This window comes from Saccharibacillus sacchari, assembly GCF_037722395.1.
In the GTDB taxonomy this organism is placed as follows: Bacteria; Bacillota; Bacilli; order Paenibacillales; family Paenibacillaceae; genus Saccharibacillus; species Saccharibacillus sacchari_A.
Genome location: NZ_JBBKAR010000033.1, coordinates 781068 through 799422 on the forward strand (window position 1 = coordinate 781068; position 18355 = coordinate 799422).

Below are 18355 nucleotides of genomic sequence, written 5' to 3' on the forward strand. Positions count from 1 at the left end.
AGGGACTTTATATGGAAGCATTCAAACAATTAAACGGACTCGTTGCCCCGGTGGATCGGGTTAACGTCGATACAGACGCCATTATTCCCAAGCAGTTTCTGAAGCGTATCGAACGGACCGGCTTCGGCCAGTTCCTGTTCTTCGAATGGCGCTTCGACGAAGCGGGCGAGGTGAATCCTTCGTTCGAGATGAACAAGCCGCGTTACACGGGAGCGGAAGTGCTGATCTCCCGTGCCAATTTCGGTTGCGGTTCGTCCCGCGAGCACGCACCTTGGGCAATCATGGACTACGGTTTCCGCTGCGTGATCGCGCCGTCGTTCGCCGACATCTTTTACAACAACTGCTTCAAGAACGGTATTTTGCCGATCAAGCTGTCCGAAGAGCAAGTGCAGGATCTGTTCGCGCGTACGGCTGAGCATGAAGGCTATCGCCTGAATGTCGATCTGGAGAACAAAGTTCTTACAGACGGCCACGGGCTGAAAATCGAATTCGATCTGGACGAGCACCGTCGCCAGTTCCTGCTGCAAGGCCTGGACGATATCGGTCTGACGCTTCAGCATGAAGATGCCATCTCGGCATACGAAGCAAAGCGCTCCGAGCGGGTATATGCTTAATCTTGTATGATTTAGAGTCGAGTTTTCTAAGCGCCGCCTTCCCGGTTAGGGAGCGGTGCTTTTTGCTTTGGGTTGACGCGGATAACAAAGGGTTGGAAGAATGCGGGACTTCGTTTTATAATAAGTGAGGGTTTTCAACAGGGATAGGATTGAGGAGGAAGGGATGAACTCATCGTTATTTGGTAATCTGGAACAGTTGAAAAAGGATATGAAGAAAAAAAAGTGCCCGGTTGACTCTTTTTTGTTCGGCTATAATAAGCAACAGTACGTGGTTTTGGTCAAACCTTATGCAAAAGGCGAGAAAAAGCCACCTGAAGCGCTGATGCAACTGGAGTTTTTACGGGTCGGCAAGCTTCGCGATCGGTTGGCTGTACCCGCCACGAAGTGGCAGTTCATGCTGGACGCGCGTGCGATGAGAAATTATTTCGATATTGAGTATACGGAAAATTTGGGCGAGGTTTTTCGGGATCTTTACGAGCGATTTGCGGATTTTATTCCGATTCAAGTGTTGGAGGACAAGTCGGAGATCGAGCAACAAGTTCTGCGTGGATAAAAAAACACAAAAAACCATCAGGTTTTTTGTTCAAACTCTACGTTTTACATACGAGCAATGCCGATAAGAAGAATAGGAATTTGCTGTGCGTAAGAAATCCGCTTCTCATGGCACAACTCCAGGATTTGATGACAAAATTGCAATAAATGCCGCAACTTTCGAAAAAAGTCCGCGTCTAAGCTAACGTAGGCAACTGTTGGGATGTCAATAGTTCGGAATAGTTCGAAAGGCGTTTGGGAGCAAGCCCGAGTAGAATCTAAGTCCGACGAAAAAAGCGAAGAATTTAGAGGTGGATGAATGAAAAAGTACGTGTTAACAACAGTCATGGCAGTCCTGATGCTGATGTTCTTGCTCCCGCATACGGGACAAGCGGCCTCATCGGGAACCAAAATCGTGCTGGATAATCGGGAGCTTGCCAACGCAGACGTGCTCACGGTTAATCAGACTACGATGGTTCCGATCCGGGTCGTTTCCGAAGAACTGGGTTATAAGGTCGAGTGGAACCAGTCAGCGCAGCAGGTGACCATCGGCAGCGGTGCAGATACCGTCGTACTCACCATTAACCAGGGTATGGCTTCTGTAAACGGGGCACTTGTTTCCCTAACCCAGCCGGCCATGGCTCAGAAGCAAACGACCTACGTGCCGCTGCGCTTCGTAAGCGCGCAGATGGGACTTCAGGTCAAGTGGGACAACGCCGCACAAACGGTTTCCCTGTTTACTTCGGGAAATCCGGTGGGAAGTCAGGTTGGCGCTACGACTCCGGGCACATCGGATAGCGGAACGCTGACTCCCGTAACGACGCCGGTCGGCAATCTGGCTGTGCTTCAGGCTATCAGCTTCAGCGACAATCGGCTGATGGTGACTACGGATAAGAACGTAAGCGTGAAAGACTCCGTGCTTGCCGGTCCAAACCGCATTTTGCTGGAGTTATCGAACACGGGCTTCGGTCCGGCGATCGGAAGCGGCATGAGTGTCGGCGACGTAGGGACAATCTCGGCAGACAATGCGGACAATGTCTCACAGATTCGCTACTTCATTCCCAAATCCAATCCGAACACTGTTCAAGTCGTGATCGATCTGAAAAGCGCGAATACGTATAAGCTTTCCAAAGAGGGAACGTCTGTTTTCGTAGCCTTGGACAAAGTGTCGGCGCCGAACACCAACGTGGGCGGCAACGGCAAAAAAGTGATCGTGATCGATGCGGGACACGGCAACCAGGACCCTGGCGCCGTAGGCAACAGTATCCGGGAAAAAGACATCAATCTGGGCATCGCGCTCAAGGTTGAAGCCATTTTGAAAAAGAATTCGAACGTGGATATCGTAATGACGCGTAGCGACGACACATTCCTGGAACTGAAGGAACGTGTGCGGGTGGCGCAGAATGTTAACGCAGACGTGTTCGTTTCGATTCACAACAACAGCGGTTCGGCGGCTGCGAGCGGAACCGAAACGTATTACCAACGAGACGGCAGCAAATCGCTGGCCACCATACTGCATAAGTATATTCTTGCGGCTACCGGGTTTAAAGACCGCAAGGTTCAATATGGCAATTTCCATGTCATCCGCGAAACGACCATGCCGGCAGCGCTGCTGGAGATCGGATTCGTGAGCAATGCGGGAGATGCGGCACAGCTGAAAAATGAAGCTTTCCAACAAAAAGTTGCTGAGGCCATTGCCAAAGGATTGCTTGAGTATCTGGGAGTATAAAGGGATCGACGCTTAAAAGTTACGATTATTTCATACATTCGCCGCCGGCAGGAATAAGAGCGCCGGCGGCGAATGTTTTGTTTAGAGCTTAGGGCGTGTTTGAAAACTCCGAAGGAAGCAGATTTTGCCGAATTTTCGTTTGCAACAAGGAAGGGTTTCGCAGTCGTGCCGGGGCACGTCAAGAAACCGTGACGCCGTGGCGGGCGAAAAGGCGGTAAAAGATGCACATCGTTGAGTTTTCAAACACGTCCTAATCGCTTGGAAGAAAGGAAAGGGGATAAACGAATATGCAGCAGTTTAAATACAATAACGGAGTATTCAAAATGAAAAAAGTGGTTCCGGCCGTTTTGGCCGTAATGATGGGAGCGGGCGGGGGCTCGCTGGCGTTGGCAGCCGAAACGACAACGTCAGCACCCGTCGCGGCCACCGCTACGACGACGGCAGCCACAGGTTTTAGCGATGTGAAATCCGGCTACTGGGCCGAAAAACATATCTACAAGCTGGCCGCGCAGGGGATCGTTCTTGGGCAAAATGGTCAGTTTAAGCCAGCCGACAACATTACGCGCCAAGAAGCCATCACGATGGCGATTCGTTTTGCGGGAGCGGAAAGCGAGCTGGGAACAGCGGAAGCAGCCGTGCTGCCTGAAGGGCTTACCGTGAGTAATTATTTCAAACCTTACGTCGATCTTGCGCTCGATAAAGGGCTGATCAAGTCCGGCGAAGAAAAAGACATCGACGGCAAAGCCTGGGGCACCCAAGCAGCCAGCCGTGAATGGGTAACCAAAATTCTCGTACGTGCTATCGGAAAAGAGTCCGAAGCATTGGCCTCGACCGAAGCTACGGCATTTGCCGATAATGGCGACATTGCCAAAGCAAGCGTAGGCTATGTCAGCACAGCGGTTAAGCTTGGAATCGCTCAAGGCGTCGAGAACAATAAGTTCAATCCGGCAGGTTCGGTGACTCGTGCGCAAATGGCGACGTTTTTCAGCCGTGCAGAAGCGTATATCACGCCTACATATGCAGGAATGACAACAGGAATCGTAACGGGTCTGACAGCTAATTCCCTAACGCTTTATGCCAATGGGACAAACACTACGTATACACTCGGCGCAGGTACGGCAGTCTTCGCCGCCGATTCCGACGCGAAAGTGCCTGTCTCGTCCGTGCAGCTGTATACGCGGGTCATGGCCGCAGGAACGGGTGGGCAAGCTGCTTACGTGGAAATTGTCGATGCCAAAGCCCAGGTCGAGACAATCACGGGAGAATTCGATCGGGTCACAGGCACGAATACGCTGTTCATGAGAACAGAGAGCGATTATCCGAAATACGAATATGATGCAGAGACGGTTTTCCTGGACCAAAACGGCAATAAGATCGATCCGAAAAGCATTAGCGCAGGCAGCCGCATCTCGCTTCTGAAAGAAACGTATTCCGGCGCAGGCAAAATCCTGACTGTTCAAGTGACTTCGGGCAATGTGAGCAAAAAAGATACGGGTACGATCACGGCGGTCGATACGACTTCCGGTACAGTGACCTTCAATGCTTCAACAGGGATCTCGGAACAGTACAAGCTTGATTCTACAACGATTATTCGCTACCAAAATGAAATTTTAAGCGTAGCGGATCTTAAAGTCGGCAGCAAAGTCGGCTATACGATCGAAAATAACGCGATTCGCACGATCGAAGTGACAGAGAGCGTGGAGCGTACGGTGACGGCATCGTTGTACCAAACGTCCGCTGACGGCTCGACACTCACCTATAAAACGGATTCGGGTGCGCTTGAAGTGAAATTGGTAGCGGATAACGCTGTTGTGGTTGTCGACGGAAAAACGGCTGCGTTAGCCGATCTGATTGCCGACAAGACACAGGGTGACCGTGTCATATTAACCTTGAACGGTGCTGGCGAAGTGACCCAGATCGTCGTGCGGGATCGCGAAGCGACCCAGCTTGCGTTTGCGACGGTCAGCTCCTATGACTCGGCGACAGGCGTGCTGGCCGTTATCGATTCAGCGGGTAAGCCTTATGCCTTCACCCTGGATGCCAATACGAAACTGGCCTACAATACGACGACTCCGACGCTGAAAGGCATCGAGCCATTGTTGATCAAAGGGCGCGGGCTTAATCTGACCGCCGTGAATAGTCGCTTGCTGTCAATGGAGATCGTGTACAAATACGAAGGCACGGTCGAGCAGGTCAATGCCGCGTCGTTGTCGCTGACGTTGAAGCTGGATAATGGAACGAGCGTCAAGCTGCCTTACGGCACGACCGGAACCGTGGTTCAGGTGTACGGCACGAACAATGCGACAATGGCGAATGTGAAGACCGGAGACCGCGTCGTGGCCTCTCTGTACGCCGATCGGGTTGCCTTGCAATCCGTTGCGGTGCAGACGACGAAACAATTCCGTATATCGGCTACAACGCCAACAAGCAGCCGGTTGACCGTAGAACAAGGCGGAATCACAAACAGCCTGTATGTAGATGACAAGCTTATTCAAAACGTACAGGGCGCGCAAGTCGGTTATGCAGGTCTGACAATCGGTGGCCTGGTAGACGTGACCTTCAGCGGCCCGGACGTATCGAAAGTTCGGATCTCGGACAGCGTTATCGGTTCGGTCCAAAGTGTGGATACCGCTGCCCGTACCGTGACTGTACTGACTTCCTCGGGAGCGACACGGACCTATACCGCAGCGACTTCCCCGCTGACCGTTACTCAAAACGGAACGGTCGTATCGGGAATCGGAACCCTTTCGGCCGGGCAGCATGTCCAGGCCAACGTTCAACCGGACGGAAGCACATCGTTCACGGTCTTCCAAGCTTTGAGCAAAAGTTTCTGGAAATACGACGCGCTGACCCAGACGGTATTCGTGAAGATTACGCCGGGATCATCGGAGGCAAATACCTTCAAATTGGCTCCGGATGCCTGGATTCACCAAGGAACAACGAATATCAGCGTGCAATCACTCGCCGGAGATGATAAAATCGTATTGTATCTGAATAACAACGTCGTTTACGAGCTCGTGAAGCAATAGATTTCCGTCCGGCTATTGCCGGGTACGGTCAGGCCGGCTCAGTGCGAACCTTATCGTTCGCACTGGCCGGTTTGTCTTTGAGATCGGGCTTCTACGGCCAAGCCTCGTAATCGCGGCGCGGAAGAAGGATTGAGCCATGACAAACGCGAAGGTCAGACATATTCTGGACACGATTGCTGGCATGTATCCGGACGCCCGTTGCGAGCTGGATTACGGCAACGCGTTTGAATTGACAATCGCGGTGCTGTTGTCAGCTCAGTGTACGGATGTTACGGTTAATAAGGTGACAAAAGATCTGTTCCAGAAATATCAGGCACCGGCCGATTATATCGCCGTACCCCGTGAAGAGCTGGAACAGGATATTCGCCGGATCGGACTGTACCGGAACAAAGCCAAGCATATTCAAAGTCTTTGCCATTTGTTGATCGAGCAATATGGAGGCGAAGTTCCGAGTGCTCACGACGAACTGGTCAAGCTGCCCGGCGTAGGCCGGAAAACAGCCAATGTCGTCGTGTCGAATGCTTTCGATATGCCGGCCATTGCGGTGGATACCCATGTCGAGCGCGTATCGAAGCGATTGGGTCTGGCGGCAGAGGACGACTCTGTGCTTGAAGTCGAGAAGAAGCTGATGAAAAAGGTGCCGAAGGACGAATGGACCCTTACGCATCACCGTCTGATCTTTTTCGGTCGTTACCACTGCAAGGCGCAATCACCGAACTGCCAAGTATGTCCGTTGCTTGATGTGTGCAAAGAAGGCAAAAGACGGATGAAGACGTCAACGGTACGTCGAGCGCGAAAATCAAGTTAAAGACTAAAATTACACAAAAAGAGGATGGACAGGATGGAAAACATGGAAAACATGATGGAAAACATGAAATGCGTAACGGTATATACCAATGAGTTCGAGAAATTTTCGGATATCTTCGAGCAAATACTCGTCAGCGATATTCCCGAGAACGAAGACACGGAAATCGAAGGCGTAACGGTCGGCCTCGTGACCGAGATTCCCGAAGAGTACATCGAACAAATGCGTGTAAAACCGGAAGTCGTGGTTATGCGCGACAAAAAACGCAACATCACGATTTTGCAGCACGGAAAAATTTTCGAAATTTTCATCCCGTCCGTTTAAGTTTCGCTTGCGAACGTTGAAACGGCGCTGAACCTGGAGGAGCATATGGCGGACATGACAATGAATTCCAGGGATCTGCACAAAACATTAGAGCGGCTGCGTGCCGCTCTAATTTCATATGAAGATCCTAAAATAGCAGCCAAGATCGGCCAGCTTGAGCACAAATGGGAACAAAAAGAACTGACGCTTGCTTTTCTCGGACATTTCTCGGCCGGAAAGTCGAGCTTGATCAATGCTTTATGCGGAGGACCTTTGTTGCCATCCGGCCCGCTTCCGACGACAGCCAATGCAGCCATTATCCGAAGCGGAGAACGCCGTGCCGAGATCACGTTGCATCCAACCTTCGAAGCGGGGGATAAGCAGGAGGCTAATGTAGATTCCGCTTCAGAACAGCGGAAGCTGGTGCTGGCACCCGAAGAGATGGAAGAAGCGTTGGCCAAGTATTGCAAAGACGGGGAAGCTTATGCCACGGTGGAAATTTGGGGAGATATTCCGTTGCTGCAACGCGGCGGAGCCTTTCTGGATACACCGGGGGTCGATTCTACCGATGCGGCCCATGCTTCGGCAACCGATGCGGCCCTGCATTTGGCGGATGTCGTATTCTATGTGATGGATTATAACCATGTTCAATCGGAAACCAATTTAGCTTTTGCCAAAAGTTTATCCGATCTGGGCAAGCCGCTCGTTTTGATCGTGAATCAAGTCGATAAGCATCGGGAACAAGAACTGCCGTTTGCGCATTACCAACAAACGGTGGAGCGTACGTTTGCGGATTGGCAGATCGAAGCCGCGGGAATCCTGTATGTGTCGGTCAAGCATCCCGTTCATCCGTTAAGCGACTGGCAGCGCCTTCCGGTCTTGATCCGGCATTTGTTGGATCGCCGGGAACCCTTGCTGGAACGGGGCATCGGCTTGGCTGCCCGCGACTTGGTCGAACGGCATCTGCTGCGCGAGCGGGAAACCCGACCTGAAGAAGCCGCGGCGCTGACCGAAGAAGAAGCCGAACTTGAATATGGCGCGGAAGCAACTTTGCAAGCGCTTCAGTCCGAGCAAATCGAATTGCTGGGCGGAGGAGCGCTGCTTCGGGATCGCTTGATGGCCGATATCGGCCGCATACTCGATAACGCCCCGATCATGCCGGCGTCGCTGCGCGACTTGGTTCAAGGCTATCTGGAATCCACGGCGCCCGGTTTCCGCGCCGGCGGGCTGTTCGGTTCGAAAAAACGGACGGAAAAAGAGCGCGAAGACCGTCTTCGGCATGTGGCTTCCGACTTTTCGGAACGGGTGGAAGCGGGACTCGACGTGCATGTGCGCGAGCGCTTGCGCGCTTTCGGGCGCGAGATCGGCGTATGGGACGGCGATCGGGAAGCGCAGCTGGAGCAAGCTTTGCCGCGCGTGGAAAGCGCCTGGATCTCCGGGCGGCTCAAGCCCGATGTCCGGTTATCGCCGGAGTACGTCATGAATTTCACCGGCGATCTGCGCGCCGACGCGCTCGGCCGCTTCCGCAGGGCGGCTTTGGAATTCGCCGACCGGCTGCTGGAGAGCCGGGAGCCGCAGGATGCGGAGAAGCGCGCTGAGCTGGAGCAGCGGATTGCGGTCGCTTCCGCGCTCGCGGACAAAGCGCGCCGCAGGCGCGAAGTCCGCGAAGCGCTGGATCTGCGCCAGGCGGAGCTGGCGGCATTGCTCGGCGAAGCCGGGCAGCAGCCGGCGGAACGGATGACGGTTCCGCAAGCATGGTTTGCCGACCTCGCAGAGTCGGCCGAGCAAGCCCGTGATGACGCCGGAACCGGCGGAAAGGCGCAGCTTCAGGATGTGCGCGCCGGGTCTTCCGGCGCAGCGAGTAGCGCCGATAGGAAGATGGCGGCGCATCCGGTCGGCGGGTCGGAGGCATCCGAATCCGCCGACGGTATTTCCGGCGAAGCGGTTGAAGACGAAGCCGCGTCACGCCGTTCTGCACCGGAGACGGCTTCCGTCTCCGGCCGCCTCGGCATTTTGCAAGCGGCGGCGGAGCGTTTGAACGAAGCCGTGCAGGCGCTAGAGCCGCTGCCGGCTTTCGGTTCGACGCTGCGCGCCATGCGCGAACGGGAAGCGTCGCTTAGAGGCGGCCGTTTCACGCTGGCTTTGTTCGGCGCGTTCAGCGCCGGCAAATCGTCGTTCGCCAATGCGCTGCTGGGCGATTACTACCTGCCGGTATCCCCGCATCCGACGACGGCGGCAATCAACCGGATCATGGCGCCGGAACGCGCCGAAGACCACGGCAAAGCGCTGATCGTGATGAAAAGCAGCGAAGAGCTGCTGGGCGATCTCGCGGACGCTTGCGAGCTGCTGGGTCTGCGGGACCCGTCGCTTGGACGCTGGCGCGCGGAAGTGCGCGCGCTGACGCCGGAACGCATCCATCCGTCGGGACGGGCGCATTACAGCTTCCTGCGCGCCGCCGACGTCGGCTTCGACCGGGCGGAGCCTTTGCTCGGCACGGAAATGCTGACGGGAAGCGAAGAGTTCCGGTTGTACGCGGCGGACGAAAGTCGCGCGTGCTTCGTCAAACGCATCGATCTGTATATCGATTCCGCTTGGACGCGTCAGGGCATCGTGTTGGTCGATACGCCGGGAGCCGATTCGGTGCATGCCCGCCATACGGGCGTGACGTTCGACTATATGAAAAACGCGGACGCGCTGGTGTTCGTTACCTACTACAACCATGCTTTTTCGCGCGCCGACCGTCAATTTTTGGCGCAGCTCGGACGCGTGAAAGGCAGCGACAGCGTCGATAAAACGTTCTTTATCGTCAATGCCGCCGATTTGGCCGATTCGGAAGAAGAATGTCTGGGCGTCACCTCGCATTTGGAAGAACGGCTGCGCGCCGAAGGCATTTTGCAACCCCGGATTTATCCGGTGTCCAGCTTGAATGCGCTCGACCGCAAGCAGGCTTCGACAGCTGAATCTTCCGCACCCGACCTAACGGATCGCTTTGACGATTTCGAGCGCGAACTGATGCACTTTGCGGCGGAAGAACTGGCCGGTTTGGCCGCTGCGGCTGCCGATCGCGAGATCGAAGCGGCAAAAGAAAGGATTAGCGGTTGGATCGAGGAGGCGGCTTACGGCGAGCAGCAGCGCCGGACGCGTCTGGAACAGCTGGAATCGGCATTGACCGAAGCCCGAACGATTGTGGCCGCAGCCGGATCGTCCGACAAAGCGCCGGAGTTGTCGAGAGAAATCCGGGAGCTATTGTTCCATGTGCGGCAGCGGATTGAACTTCGTTTCGGCACCTGGTTTGCGGAAAGCTTCAATCCCGCGATCCTGCATGCGGGCAGCGGCGATTTGAAAGCTTCGTTTTTGGCCTGCGGCCGGGAGCTGTCGCGAATGGTTGCCCGGGAAGCGGAAAACGAGCTGCTTGCGACCGGACTTCGGATCGAAAAAGCCGGTCAGCGTATGCTGACGGCAAGCTTGAACGATGCGATCGAGCGTCTGCATGGGCTTGGCGCTGCGTTCGACCTGCCCAAGCAAAATGAAAGCGAGCCTTGGCAAACGCCGGAAATTTCCGAAGTTCAGCTCGGCGGAGCTTTGGATTGGGGATCGCTTTGGCCGTTATTCAAAAGCCCGAAAGCCTTTTTCGAGCAGCGCGGACGCGATGTGGTGCGCGAAGCTTCGCTGGCAACGTTCAGAGAAGCGCTTCAGCATATTACCGAGTCGCGCTTGCCGGAGTTCGAAAGCTTTTACGGCACGCAACTGTCCGGCAAATTGCAGCTTCGGTCGGAGCAGTTGCTTGATCAGGTCGAAGAAGCGGCCGACGGCATGCGGATCTCGTTGTCGGGAACGCCGGACATCGGTTCGTGGAAACAGATCGAAAGCCGTTTGGATGTCGTGATTCAAAGATCGGCTTATGCAGAAAAATAGCTTGCCGCAAAAACCGGGAAAATCGGGAAATGATTTTTCCATTAAAATGTTAGGCTTGCAAAGACAGGAACGATCTGTCACTTGCTTGCCTTTTTTTATGGGTACGTCAGGTTTCGGGTAGGAGTTTGCTGGGTAACTCTTATGAGAAAAGACTCATTATCGGTAGTCATATTGATGCAGTTGGCACGAGCGGGTCCCTAAGTTAATCGGGCGGGAGAGAATATCATGAATGACATCTTGCAAATCCTATCACTGAACGGGGTCTATCTGACGATTGCGCTGCTTGGATCAATCGCCGCATGTGTGCTTGTTACGTACGGAGCATCCTGGAAAGATTCTGAACTTCGAACGGAAAAGGTCAAAAGAAGGCAGATGCTCGCGATTTTGCTGGGCACGCTCGCTTTTAGCATCGACCATATCGTCGCGCCTTTGTCGTTGACCATTGTCGTGAACCGGGACTATTATTTGATTCATATCGTCTTTACGATTATCGGCTGTTTGGCAGCTACGGCGTTCGCTATGCGATATACGATTTTACAGCCGAGCGGATCTGCACGCTTTTTTTTCACAGGACTGCTCGTATCGCTGATCATTCTTGTTTTCGATTACGTGAATGTCGTATTGTTGTTCGGCCATTTGGCCGTTTGGAATCCGGATTTGATCGCTTTGAATACGGGGTTGGCTTTGTGCGCGGGATTCGCGGTGCTAAGGTTGCTGGCTTTATCGAACCGCAACCGCGAACACGGGCTGCATTCCCGCTGGAACATGTTCGGGATCGTATTGTGCGGCGTCGCGCTATTCGGCATTCCGATCTTGAGCGTGTTGTCGGTGCTTCCTTTGGACGTGTATGACCGAGCGGGAGAGATCGGCGAAAAGCGCGCTTTTCTGATTCCTTATATCGTCATGCTGGCCGTGGTTTGCGGATTGGTCGCGATCCCGGACGAATTTTTGCGTACGCGCGAAAAGCTGCAAGCCCGCAAACACCGCGAACGGGAGCAGCATTATATTTCCTTGTATGAACATAACCCCGACGGCGTACTGGAATTCGACAAACAGGGCATCGTGACCGGCATGAACGAGCAAGCGGAAATGATCGCGAAAAAAATGGGCAAAAAGTTGATTGGCGCGAAGTTCAGCGATTTGTTTTCCGGCGAGCAAAGACGTATCGTAGCCGAGCATATGAAGATCGTGCTGGGCGGAAGGCCGGGAACGACGGAGATCGATTTCAAAGGCATGGACGGCGGCATCCAGTCGTATTCGCTCACTTCGCTTCCGATCGTCGTGGACCGCCGCGTCATAGGTGCTTACAGCATGGCGAAAAACGTAACCAAGCGCAAACGCGACCAGGAAACGATCCGCCATCTTGCGTACCATGACGAATTGACGGGGCTGGCGAATCGCCGTTCGTTCGAGCATACGCTGGAGCGTTACGCGAATTACGGCGAAAGCAAGCCCGAACCGTTCACGTTGCTGTTTGTCGATCTGGATCGCTTCAAACGTGTCAACGACTTTTTCGGCCATGCGTTCGGCGATTTGGTCATCAAACATGCGGGCAAAGTGATCAAAGAAAGCATTCCGTCAAGCGCGTTTATCGCCCGGATGGGCGGCGACGAGTTCACCGTCATTCTGCCGGGCGTGTGCCGAATCGCCGAAATCGAAAAATGGGCCGGCAATATCGTCGATCGGTTCAACGAATCGTTCGAGATCGGCAAGCATACGGTCAAATTGTCCGCTTCGGTCGGCATCGCCCGGTACCCGGAAGACGGATTATCGAGCGAATTGTTAACCAAATACGCGGATGCCGCGATGTACGTCGCCAAGCAAAACGGCAGCTCGCAGTACCGGTTTTACGATGCGGCAAGCGACAAAAGCAGCCAGGAGGAAATCCGGCTGGAGCAGGAACTGGAGCAGGCGGTGGAACTGAACCAGCTTCGGTTGATGTATCAGCCGAAATTCGATATCCGCAACGGCGAAGCGATCGGGTACGAGGCGCTGCTGCGCTGGGATCATCCGATTCACGGAGAAATTTCGCCGTTGCGTTTTATCCCGTTGGCGGAAAAAACCGGCATGATCGTTCCGATCGAACAGTGGGTGCTGCGTACGGCCTGCATGCAAGCGAAAAATTGGCAAAAGGTCGGACGCCCTGTCGTGCCGATCGCGGTCAACATCTCCCAGGTGCATTTGATGAAGCCGGACATTTACGAGTCGATTATCGAAACATTGGAACAAACGCAGTTGGATGCGCATCTGCTTGAGCTGGAAATTACCGAAAGCGCGATGATGCACAACGAAGAACATGTCATCGAGATTCTCGACAAGCTCAAAGCCGCGGGCATTTCCGTTTCGATGGACGATTTCGGTACGGGGTATAGTTCGCTCAGTTACCTGCATAGCCTGCCGATCAGCTGCTTGAAAATCGACCGTTCGTTTATCCGCAAAATCACGACCGACAAAGACAGCAAAGCGATTGCCGAAATGATTATCTCCATGGCGAAGCAGTTAGGACTGAAAATCATTGCCGAAGGCGTCGAGACCAGCGAGCAAGTCGCTTTGCTGCAAGAGCTTCAGTGTTACAACGTGCAAGGATTTTATTACAGTCGTCCTCTTACGGCGGAACAAGTGGATCATGCTTATGTTTCGTAACCGATCAAAAATGCAGTCATCCCACCCCCGAGTCGACCGTTCGCGGTCTCGGGGCTTTTTTTATCTTGATCAATAAAAAATAAAAATAAGGTAATGAAAAATTCATAATAGAAAAACGTAAAAAATGATTCCGAAAAAAGGCTTTCAAATCAAACGGGAGTCGGTAAAATACAGATAGCGCAGAGAGTGCGTGTCAGGCTCAACGCCGGAACGCGAACTTCTGCCCAGACTTTGCATAAAAGGAGAGTTTCCATGTCTTCATTTACATTGAAATCCGGCGACACCGTCGCCTTGATCGCTTGTTCGGACGGCTTGGCGCCGGAAGACCGAAGTCGGACGGACGCCCTTGCCGCCCAGTTGAAAAGCTGGGGATTGCAGGTTGAAGAAGCGCGCGCCTTATTTCGGAGCAACGGCCCTTTCGGCGGCACGCCGCAAGAGCGAGCGGACGAATTGAACCGATTGTTCGCCGATCCGCGCATTTCGGCCATCTTCGATATTTCGGGAGGCGATGCGGCCAATCAAATTTTGCCTTTTCTCGATTACGACCGTATTCGGAATTCGCAGGCGGCATTTTTCGGTCTGAGCGATCTGTCGACCGTATTGAACGCCGTTGTCGCCCGCAGCGGCATACGCACCTATCATTACCGGGTCATGAACCTGATCTCTTCGCAAGCCGAGCGGCAAAAGGAAGACTTTTACCGGACGTTTTTCGAAGGGTTGCCGGATTTGTACAATTTCGATTTTGAGTTTTTGCAAGGAGAAGATCTGAACGGCGATGCGGTCGGCGGCAATTTGCGTTGTTTGCTCAAGCTGGCCGGTACGCCGTATTGGCCGACGTTCACGGGCAAAGTGTTGCTGCTCGAATCGCTCGGCGGCAGCGCGGCGCGCATCGCTTCGTTATTGTCGCAACTGGCGCAGACCGGGGCATTGGAGCAATGCTCGGGCATTTTGCTGGGAACGTTCACCGAATTGGAAAGCCGGGGCGAGTTTGGGTTGATTCGCGACCTGCTGATCGAATTGACCGGCAAGCGGGGAACGCCGATCGTCAAATCCAGTCAGATCGGACATGGCGAAAACGGAAAATGCGTCGTATTGGGCTGATGCGGCGTCCAAAGGAGGAATCGATTTGAAAAGCGGCAAGCGGTTGTTCGGCCGATTCGGAAGAAAACAAATAAAATCGCGGCCGGCCCAAGCGGAAAACGTTGCGGTCGCGCCGGACTTTTTTGCGGAGAAAACGCCCGGTTTCGAAACGGCGATTTTCGCGGGCGGCTGCTTTTGGTGCATGGTATCGCCGTTCGACGAGCTGCCGGGCATCGTTTCGGTCGTATCCGGCTACACCGGCGGGCATACCGAAAATCCGACCTACGACGAGGTGGCGGGCGAGACGACGGGACACGCGGAAGCGGTGCGAATTGTGTTCGATCCGCGTCTTTTTCCATATACCAGACTGCTCGACCTGTTTTGGCAGCAGATCGATCCGACCGACGCCGACGGACAGTTTCAGGATCGCGGAGCTTCGTACCGAACCGCGATTTTCGTTACCTCGGAACGTCAGCGCCAAGAAGCCGAAGCCTCCAAACGTTCTGTGCAAAAAAGCGGCCGGTTCAAAAGTAAAATCGTGACCGAAATTCTCGATGCCGGTCCTTTTTACCCCGCCGAAGAAGAGCATCAAGAATACTACAAACGCAGCTTCGGCCATTACCGCCTGTATCGCCAACATTCGGGCCGGGATGCGTTTATCCGCGACCATTGGGATACCGACCGCGATCGGGAAGCTTTGCGCCGCGAACTGACGGATACGGAGTACCGCGTCATGGTGCTGGGCGACATGGAACCGGCGTTCGATAACGCGTACTGGAACGAAACCCGTCCCGGCCGATACGTCGACCGCTTGAGCGGCGATCTTTTGTTCGAGGCCGAACACCAATACGACGCCGGCGACGGCTGGCCCGCCTTCTCCAAGATCGCTTCCAGCCGTCTTGTCAAACGCGAAGCTTCCCTCGGCGGCGGAACCGACATCCGAACCGCGCTCGTCAGCCGCTTGACCGGCATCAAACTCGGCTATCTTCTTTACGACGGCCCCGGCGAAGACCGCCTCCATTACCGCGTCAACTCCGCCGCTCTCCGCTTCATCCCCCGGGAAGAAGCGGACTAAGAATGCTATGATTTCTTGAATCACTTTCTTTTCCCTGACTACTCCCCCAAACGGTCTTATCCTTTGCGGAAGTCGCTAGCGAAGGGAGAAATTCAGTGTAGGAGCGCTAGCGATCGCCTTTGTCCTTGGAAAGCCACATTATAAAAGTTTAATCCCGCTTTCTAAGGACAACACGCGACCGAAACGAATTTCTCCCGTAGCGTCCCGCGCTTCCCCGCCAAATTAAGACCTTCCCCCTCTATCTTTTAAGCGTTATAATATGGAAGAATCTTATAGACGTTGGAGGAATTCCATGAAAAAAGGAAGAATGTTTTATAAAACGTTCATTCCAATCCTTTTGCTGGGCGTCGGCTTGGCAGTCAGTTTTGGAATTTATACGTATTTTCAGACGGTTCGCTCGGTCATCGATAGCGTAGCCGAAGAAAAGCAAAATTCAATTACCCAAATTAAAAATAATCTGGAACAAAAAATACGTACGATTGAATACGCTTTCAATACATATAGCACAACGACTTCCTTCGATCAGGTTGTCGATAACCCGATTACCGAACGCGATTTTGTCGCGTATCGGGAAGTCAACTCCCAATTGAACTACATCGCGACGATGGGGCTGGACGGTGCCGAGTATACGCTGATCAGCCTCAAGCGGGATTGGAAGATTTCGAACGGGACGTTATCCTATATCAGCGCTGAGGAGAAAGAACGCCTTTATGAGCAGTACATCCACAATCAGGAGAAGGGCCTGTTCTGGATCAAAACGGAAAGCGGGATTCGATTCGTCAATACGCTGCCCGCTTTTTCGACCAACAAAGACGCGATAGCGCTATCGGATCTGTCTTTGGCTACGCTGGGGCGGACGCTGCGCAGCGAGGACGGCGCACGGGTGTTCATTTTGAACAAGCAAGGCGATTTGATGTATGATACCGACCCGGATGCGCCGTTGGATGACGCCGTACGATCGAATCTGACTCGAATTGCCGGAAACGGCGAGCTAAAAGGCATGATCGACGGAGAAGCAAACAACAAAGCTCAAGGCGATTTGATCTACTCCCGTTCTGCGTACAACAATTGGACTTATTTTACCGTGCTTGATCCAAAAGAAATCGCCGGTGCATTAAAAGCGACGAGATTCGGCTTGATGGCGATGGAGCTGGCGTTGATTTTGCTGATCGCCGTGGTTGCCTACGTTATCGCTGCCCATTTTACCAAACCGATTCGCCAAATTACCCACAGCCTGCCTGATCATGTCGCTTCGCCGGGCAAAAACGAAGTGGATTGGATTCTTTCTTCGATCAATCGATTGTTAAGCGAGAAGCAGAGTCTGGAAAGCCTGATGGAAGCCGAACAGCCGCAATTGGAGACGCAATTCGTGTTGAATTTATTCCGCAATCGGATTTCGGCCAACGATCTGGAGCATCAACTTCGCCGTTTGAACTACGATGGAGGTCGCTCCAGGCTATACGTAACGATGCTTGTTCAACTCGATAACGTGGGCAAACGCGACACGCCGGATCGGGACGTGCTGCTGCTCGCCGTCAACAAGATCGCGGAGGAGATCATTCCGGCGGGACATCGGATGCTGCCTGTTATTTTAAACGATGACACCCAAGCGACGATTCTGATGTTCGACGATATCGAAGAGCCGGAAGTCCGGCGCCGAATGCTGGATTACGCGAAGCTGATGGTTAAGACGGTCAAAGAGTATCTGAAGCTGTCGGTCAGCGTCGGGATCAGCCGAGCCTATCCCAAACTGCTCAAAAGCAAGGAAGCGTGCGAGATGGGCAAACAGGCGCTGCATCAACGGTTGAATCTGGGCAAAGAGTCGATTATTTTTTACGAGGATATCACAGGGGTCGTTTCCGGTCCTTTGCTGCTCCATTATCCAGCCGAGCTGGAATCCAGACTGTTCGACGCGATTCGGTTGGGCGACGAGGAGCGGGTGTCCGCAGCTTTGTATCCGCTTCTGGCCGAGTTTATGAAAAAAAGCCGCAATTCGATGAACCTGGAAGTCATGCTCGTCCGGCTGGTCAACAATCTGATCCAGCTGGAGCAGCTGCTCGGGATCGAAGTGCTGCTAACCGCCGACAATCATGCGTTGTACCATCGTTTGCTCGGTATCCGCAATCCCGAAGAGGTGGAACGCATACTGGTCGAGCAGGTTATTTTCCCGATGGTGCGCAGCATGGAAAAGAAAACGAACGAGCAATTCCGCTGCTTGTCGCAAACGATTGCCGATATTGTGCATGAGGAGTACGATCAGGAGCTGTCGCTGGAGATGATCGGGGAAAGACTGCATTACAATCCCAACTATCTCAGCAGCATTTTCAAAAAGGAATTCTCGGTCACCTTCAGCGACTACTTGATGGGATACCGGCTCGACATGGCGAAAAAATGGCTGACCGAGACCGACAAGACGGTAAAAGAGATCGCCGAACGACTGCAATACCACAATCCGCAAAACTTTATTCGTTCGTTCCGTAAAAAAGAACAAGTGACTCCCGGCGTATACCGCAAGCTCAGGCAAAATGTGTGACGCACGAAAAGCCCCGTGCTCCTGTGGTTCCACAGAAGAACGGGGCTTCGTTTCGCTACAGGCGTGCCTAGCGCCAGACGGACGCGGATAACCGGATA

Annotated in this window: 11 protein-coding genes; all 11 read left to right on the forward strand. The window is 53.6% G+C overall.

Annotation, left to right across the window (positions count from 1 at the left end; genetic code table 11):
• Positions 1-11: 11 nt before the first annotated feature.
• The 11 genes from leuD (at position 12) to WKI47_RS12410 (ending at position 18257) form a co-directional block, all read left to right on the forward strand.
• Positions 12-614, forward strand: coding sequence for a 3-isopropylmalate dehydratase small subunit (leuD, locus tag WKI47_RS12360; protein ID WP_340227416.1), 603 nt, complete (start codon positions 12-14; stop codon positions 612-614).
• Positions 615-777: 163 nt separating this feature from the next.
• Positions 778-1167, forward strand: coding sequence for a DUF6037 family protein (locus tag WKI47_RS12365; protein ID WP_340227417.1), 390 nt, complete (start codon positions 778-780; stop codon positions 1165-1167).
• A gap of 297 nt (positions 1168-1464) precedes the next feature.
• A complete protein-coding gene (locus tag WKI47_RS12370) occupies positions 1465-2874 on the forward strand; it encodes an N-acetylmuramoyl-L-alanine amidase (protein ID WP_340227418.1) in 1410 nt (469 codons plus the stop codon).
• 287 nt (positions 2875-3161) lie between these two features.
• Positions 3162-5903: an S-layer homology domain-containing protein gene (locus WKI47_RS12375; protein ID WP_340227419.1), complete on the forward strand. Its 2742-nt coding sequence runs from the start codon at positions 3162-3164 to the stop codon at positions 5901-5903.
• A 136-nt stretch (positions 5904-6039) separates the two neighbouring features.
• On the forward strand, positions 6040-6711 hold the full coding sequence (gene nth / locus WKI47_RS12380) for an endonuclease III (protein ID WP_340227420.1): 672 nt from the start codon (positions 6040-6042) through the stop codon (positions 6709-6711).
• A gap of 63 nt (positions 6712-6774) precedes the next feature.
• Positions 6775-7032, forward strand: coding sequence for a hypothetical protein (locus WKI47_RS12385; RefSeq protein ID WP_037293207.1), 258 nt, complete (start codon positions 6775-6777; stop codon positions 7030-7032).
• A 54-nt stretch (positions 7033-7086) separates the two neighbouring features.
• A complete protein-coding gene (locus WKI47_RS12390) occupies positions 7087-10926 on the forward strand; it encodes a dynamin family protein (RefSeq protein ID WP_340227421.1) in 3840 nt (1279 codons plus the stop codon).
• 225 nt (positions 10927-11151) lie between these two features.
• Entirely contained in the window at positions 11152-13569 is a 2418-nt protein-coding gene (locus tag WKI47_RS12395; RefSeq protein ID WP_340227422.1) for a putative bifunctional diguanylate cyclase/phosphodiesterase, read from the forward strand.
• Between the two features lie 252 nt (positions 13570-13821).
• The gene (locus WKI47_RS12400; RefSeq protein ID WP_340227423.1) at positions 13822-14670 is read left to right on the forward strand and encodes a S66 peptidase family protein; all 849 of its coding nucleotides are present in this window, start codon (positions 13822-13824) and stop codon (positions 14668-14670) included.
• Between the two features lie 154 nt (positions 14671-14824).
• On the forward strand, positions 14825-15724 hold the full coding sequence (gene msrA, locus WKI47_RS12405) for a peptide-methionine (S)-S-oxide reductase MsrA (protein WP_340227528.1): 900 nt from the start codon (positions 14825-14827) through the stop codon (positions 15722-15724).
• A 292-nt stretch (positions 15725-16016) separates the two neighbouring features.
• On the forward strand, positions 16017-18257 hold the full coding sequence (locus WKI47_RS12410; protein WP_340227424.1) for a helix-turn-helix domain-containing protein: 2241 nt from the start codon (positions 16017-16019) through the stop codon (positions 18255-18257).
• The last annotated feature ends 98 nt before the right edge of the window (positions 18258-18355 follow it).

Excerpts from the sequence above, each read along its gene's own strand:
- WKI47_RS12400 (WP_340227423.1), top strand. The coding sequence starts at position 13,822 with ATGTCTTCATTTACATTGAAATCCGGCGACACCGTCGCCTTGATCGCT.
- leuD (WP_340227416.1), top strand. The coding sequence starts at position 12 with ATGGAAGCATTCAAACAATTAAACGGACTCGTTGCCCCGGTGGATCGG.
- WKI47_RS12410 (WP_340227424.1), top strand. The coding sequence starts at position 16,017 with ATGAAAAAAGGAAGAATGTTTTATAAAACGTTCATTCCAATCCTTTTG.
- WKI47_RS12395 (WP_340227422.1), top strand. The coding sequence starts at position 11,152 with ATGAATGACATCTTGCAAATCCTATCACTGAACGGGGTCTATCTGACG.
- WKI47_RS12365 (WP_340227417.1), top strand. The coding sequence starts at position 778 with ATGAACTCATCGTTATTTGGTAATCTGGAACAGTTGAAAAAGGATATG.
- WKI47_RS12390 (WP_340227421.1), top strand. The coding sequence starts at position 7,087 with ATGACAATGAATTCCAGGGATCTGCACAAAACATTAGAGCGGCTGCGT.
- WKI47_RS12385 (WP_037293207.1), top strand. The coding sequence starts at position 6,775 with ATGAAATGCGTAACGGTATATACCAATGAGTTCGAGAAATTTTCGGAT.
- WKI47_RS12370 (WP_340227418.1), top strand. The coding sequence starts at position 1,465 with ATGAAAAAGTACGTGTTAACAACAGTCATGGCAGTCCTGATGCTGATG.
- nth (WP_340227420.1), top strand. The coding sequence starts at position 6,040 with ATGACAAACGCGAAGGTCAGACATATTCTGGACACGATTGCTGGCATG.
- WKI47_RS12375 (WP_340227419.1), top strand. The coding sequence starts at position 3,162 with ATGCAGCAGTTTAAATACAATAACGGAGTATTCAAAATGAAAAAAGTG.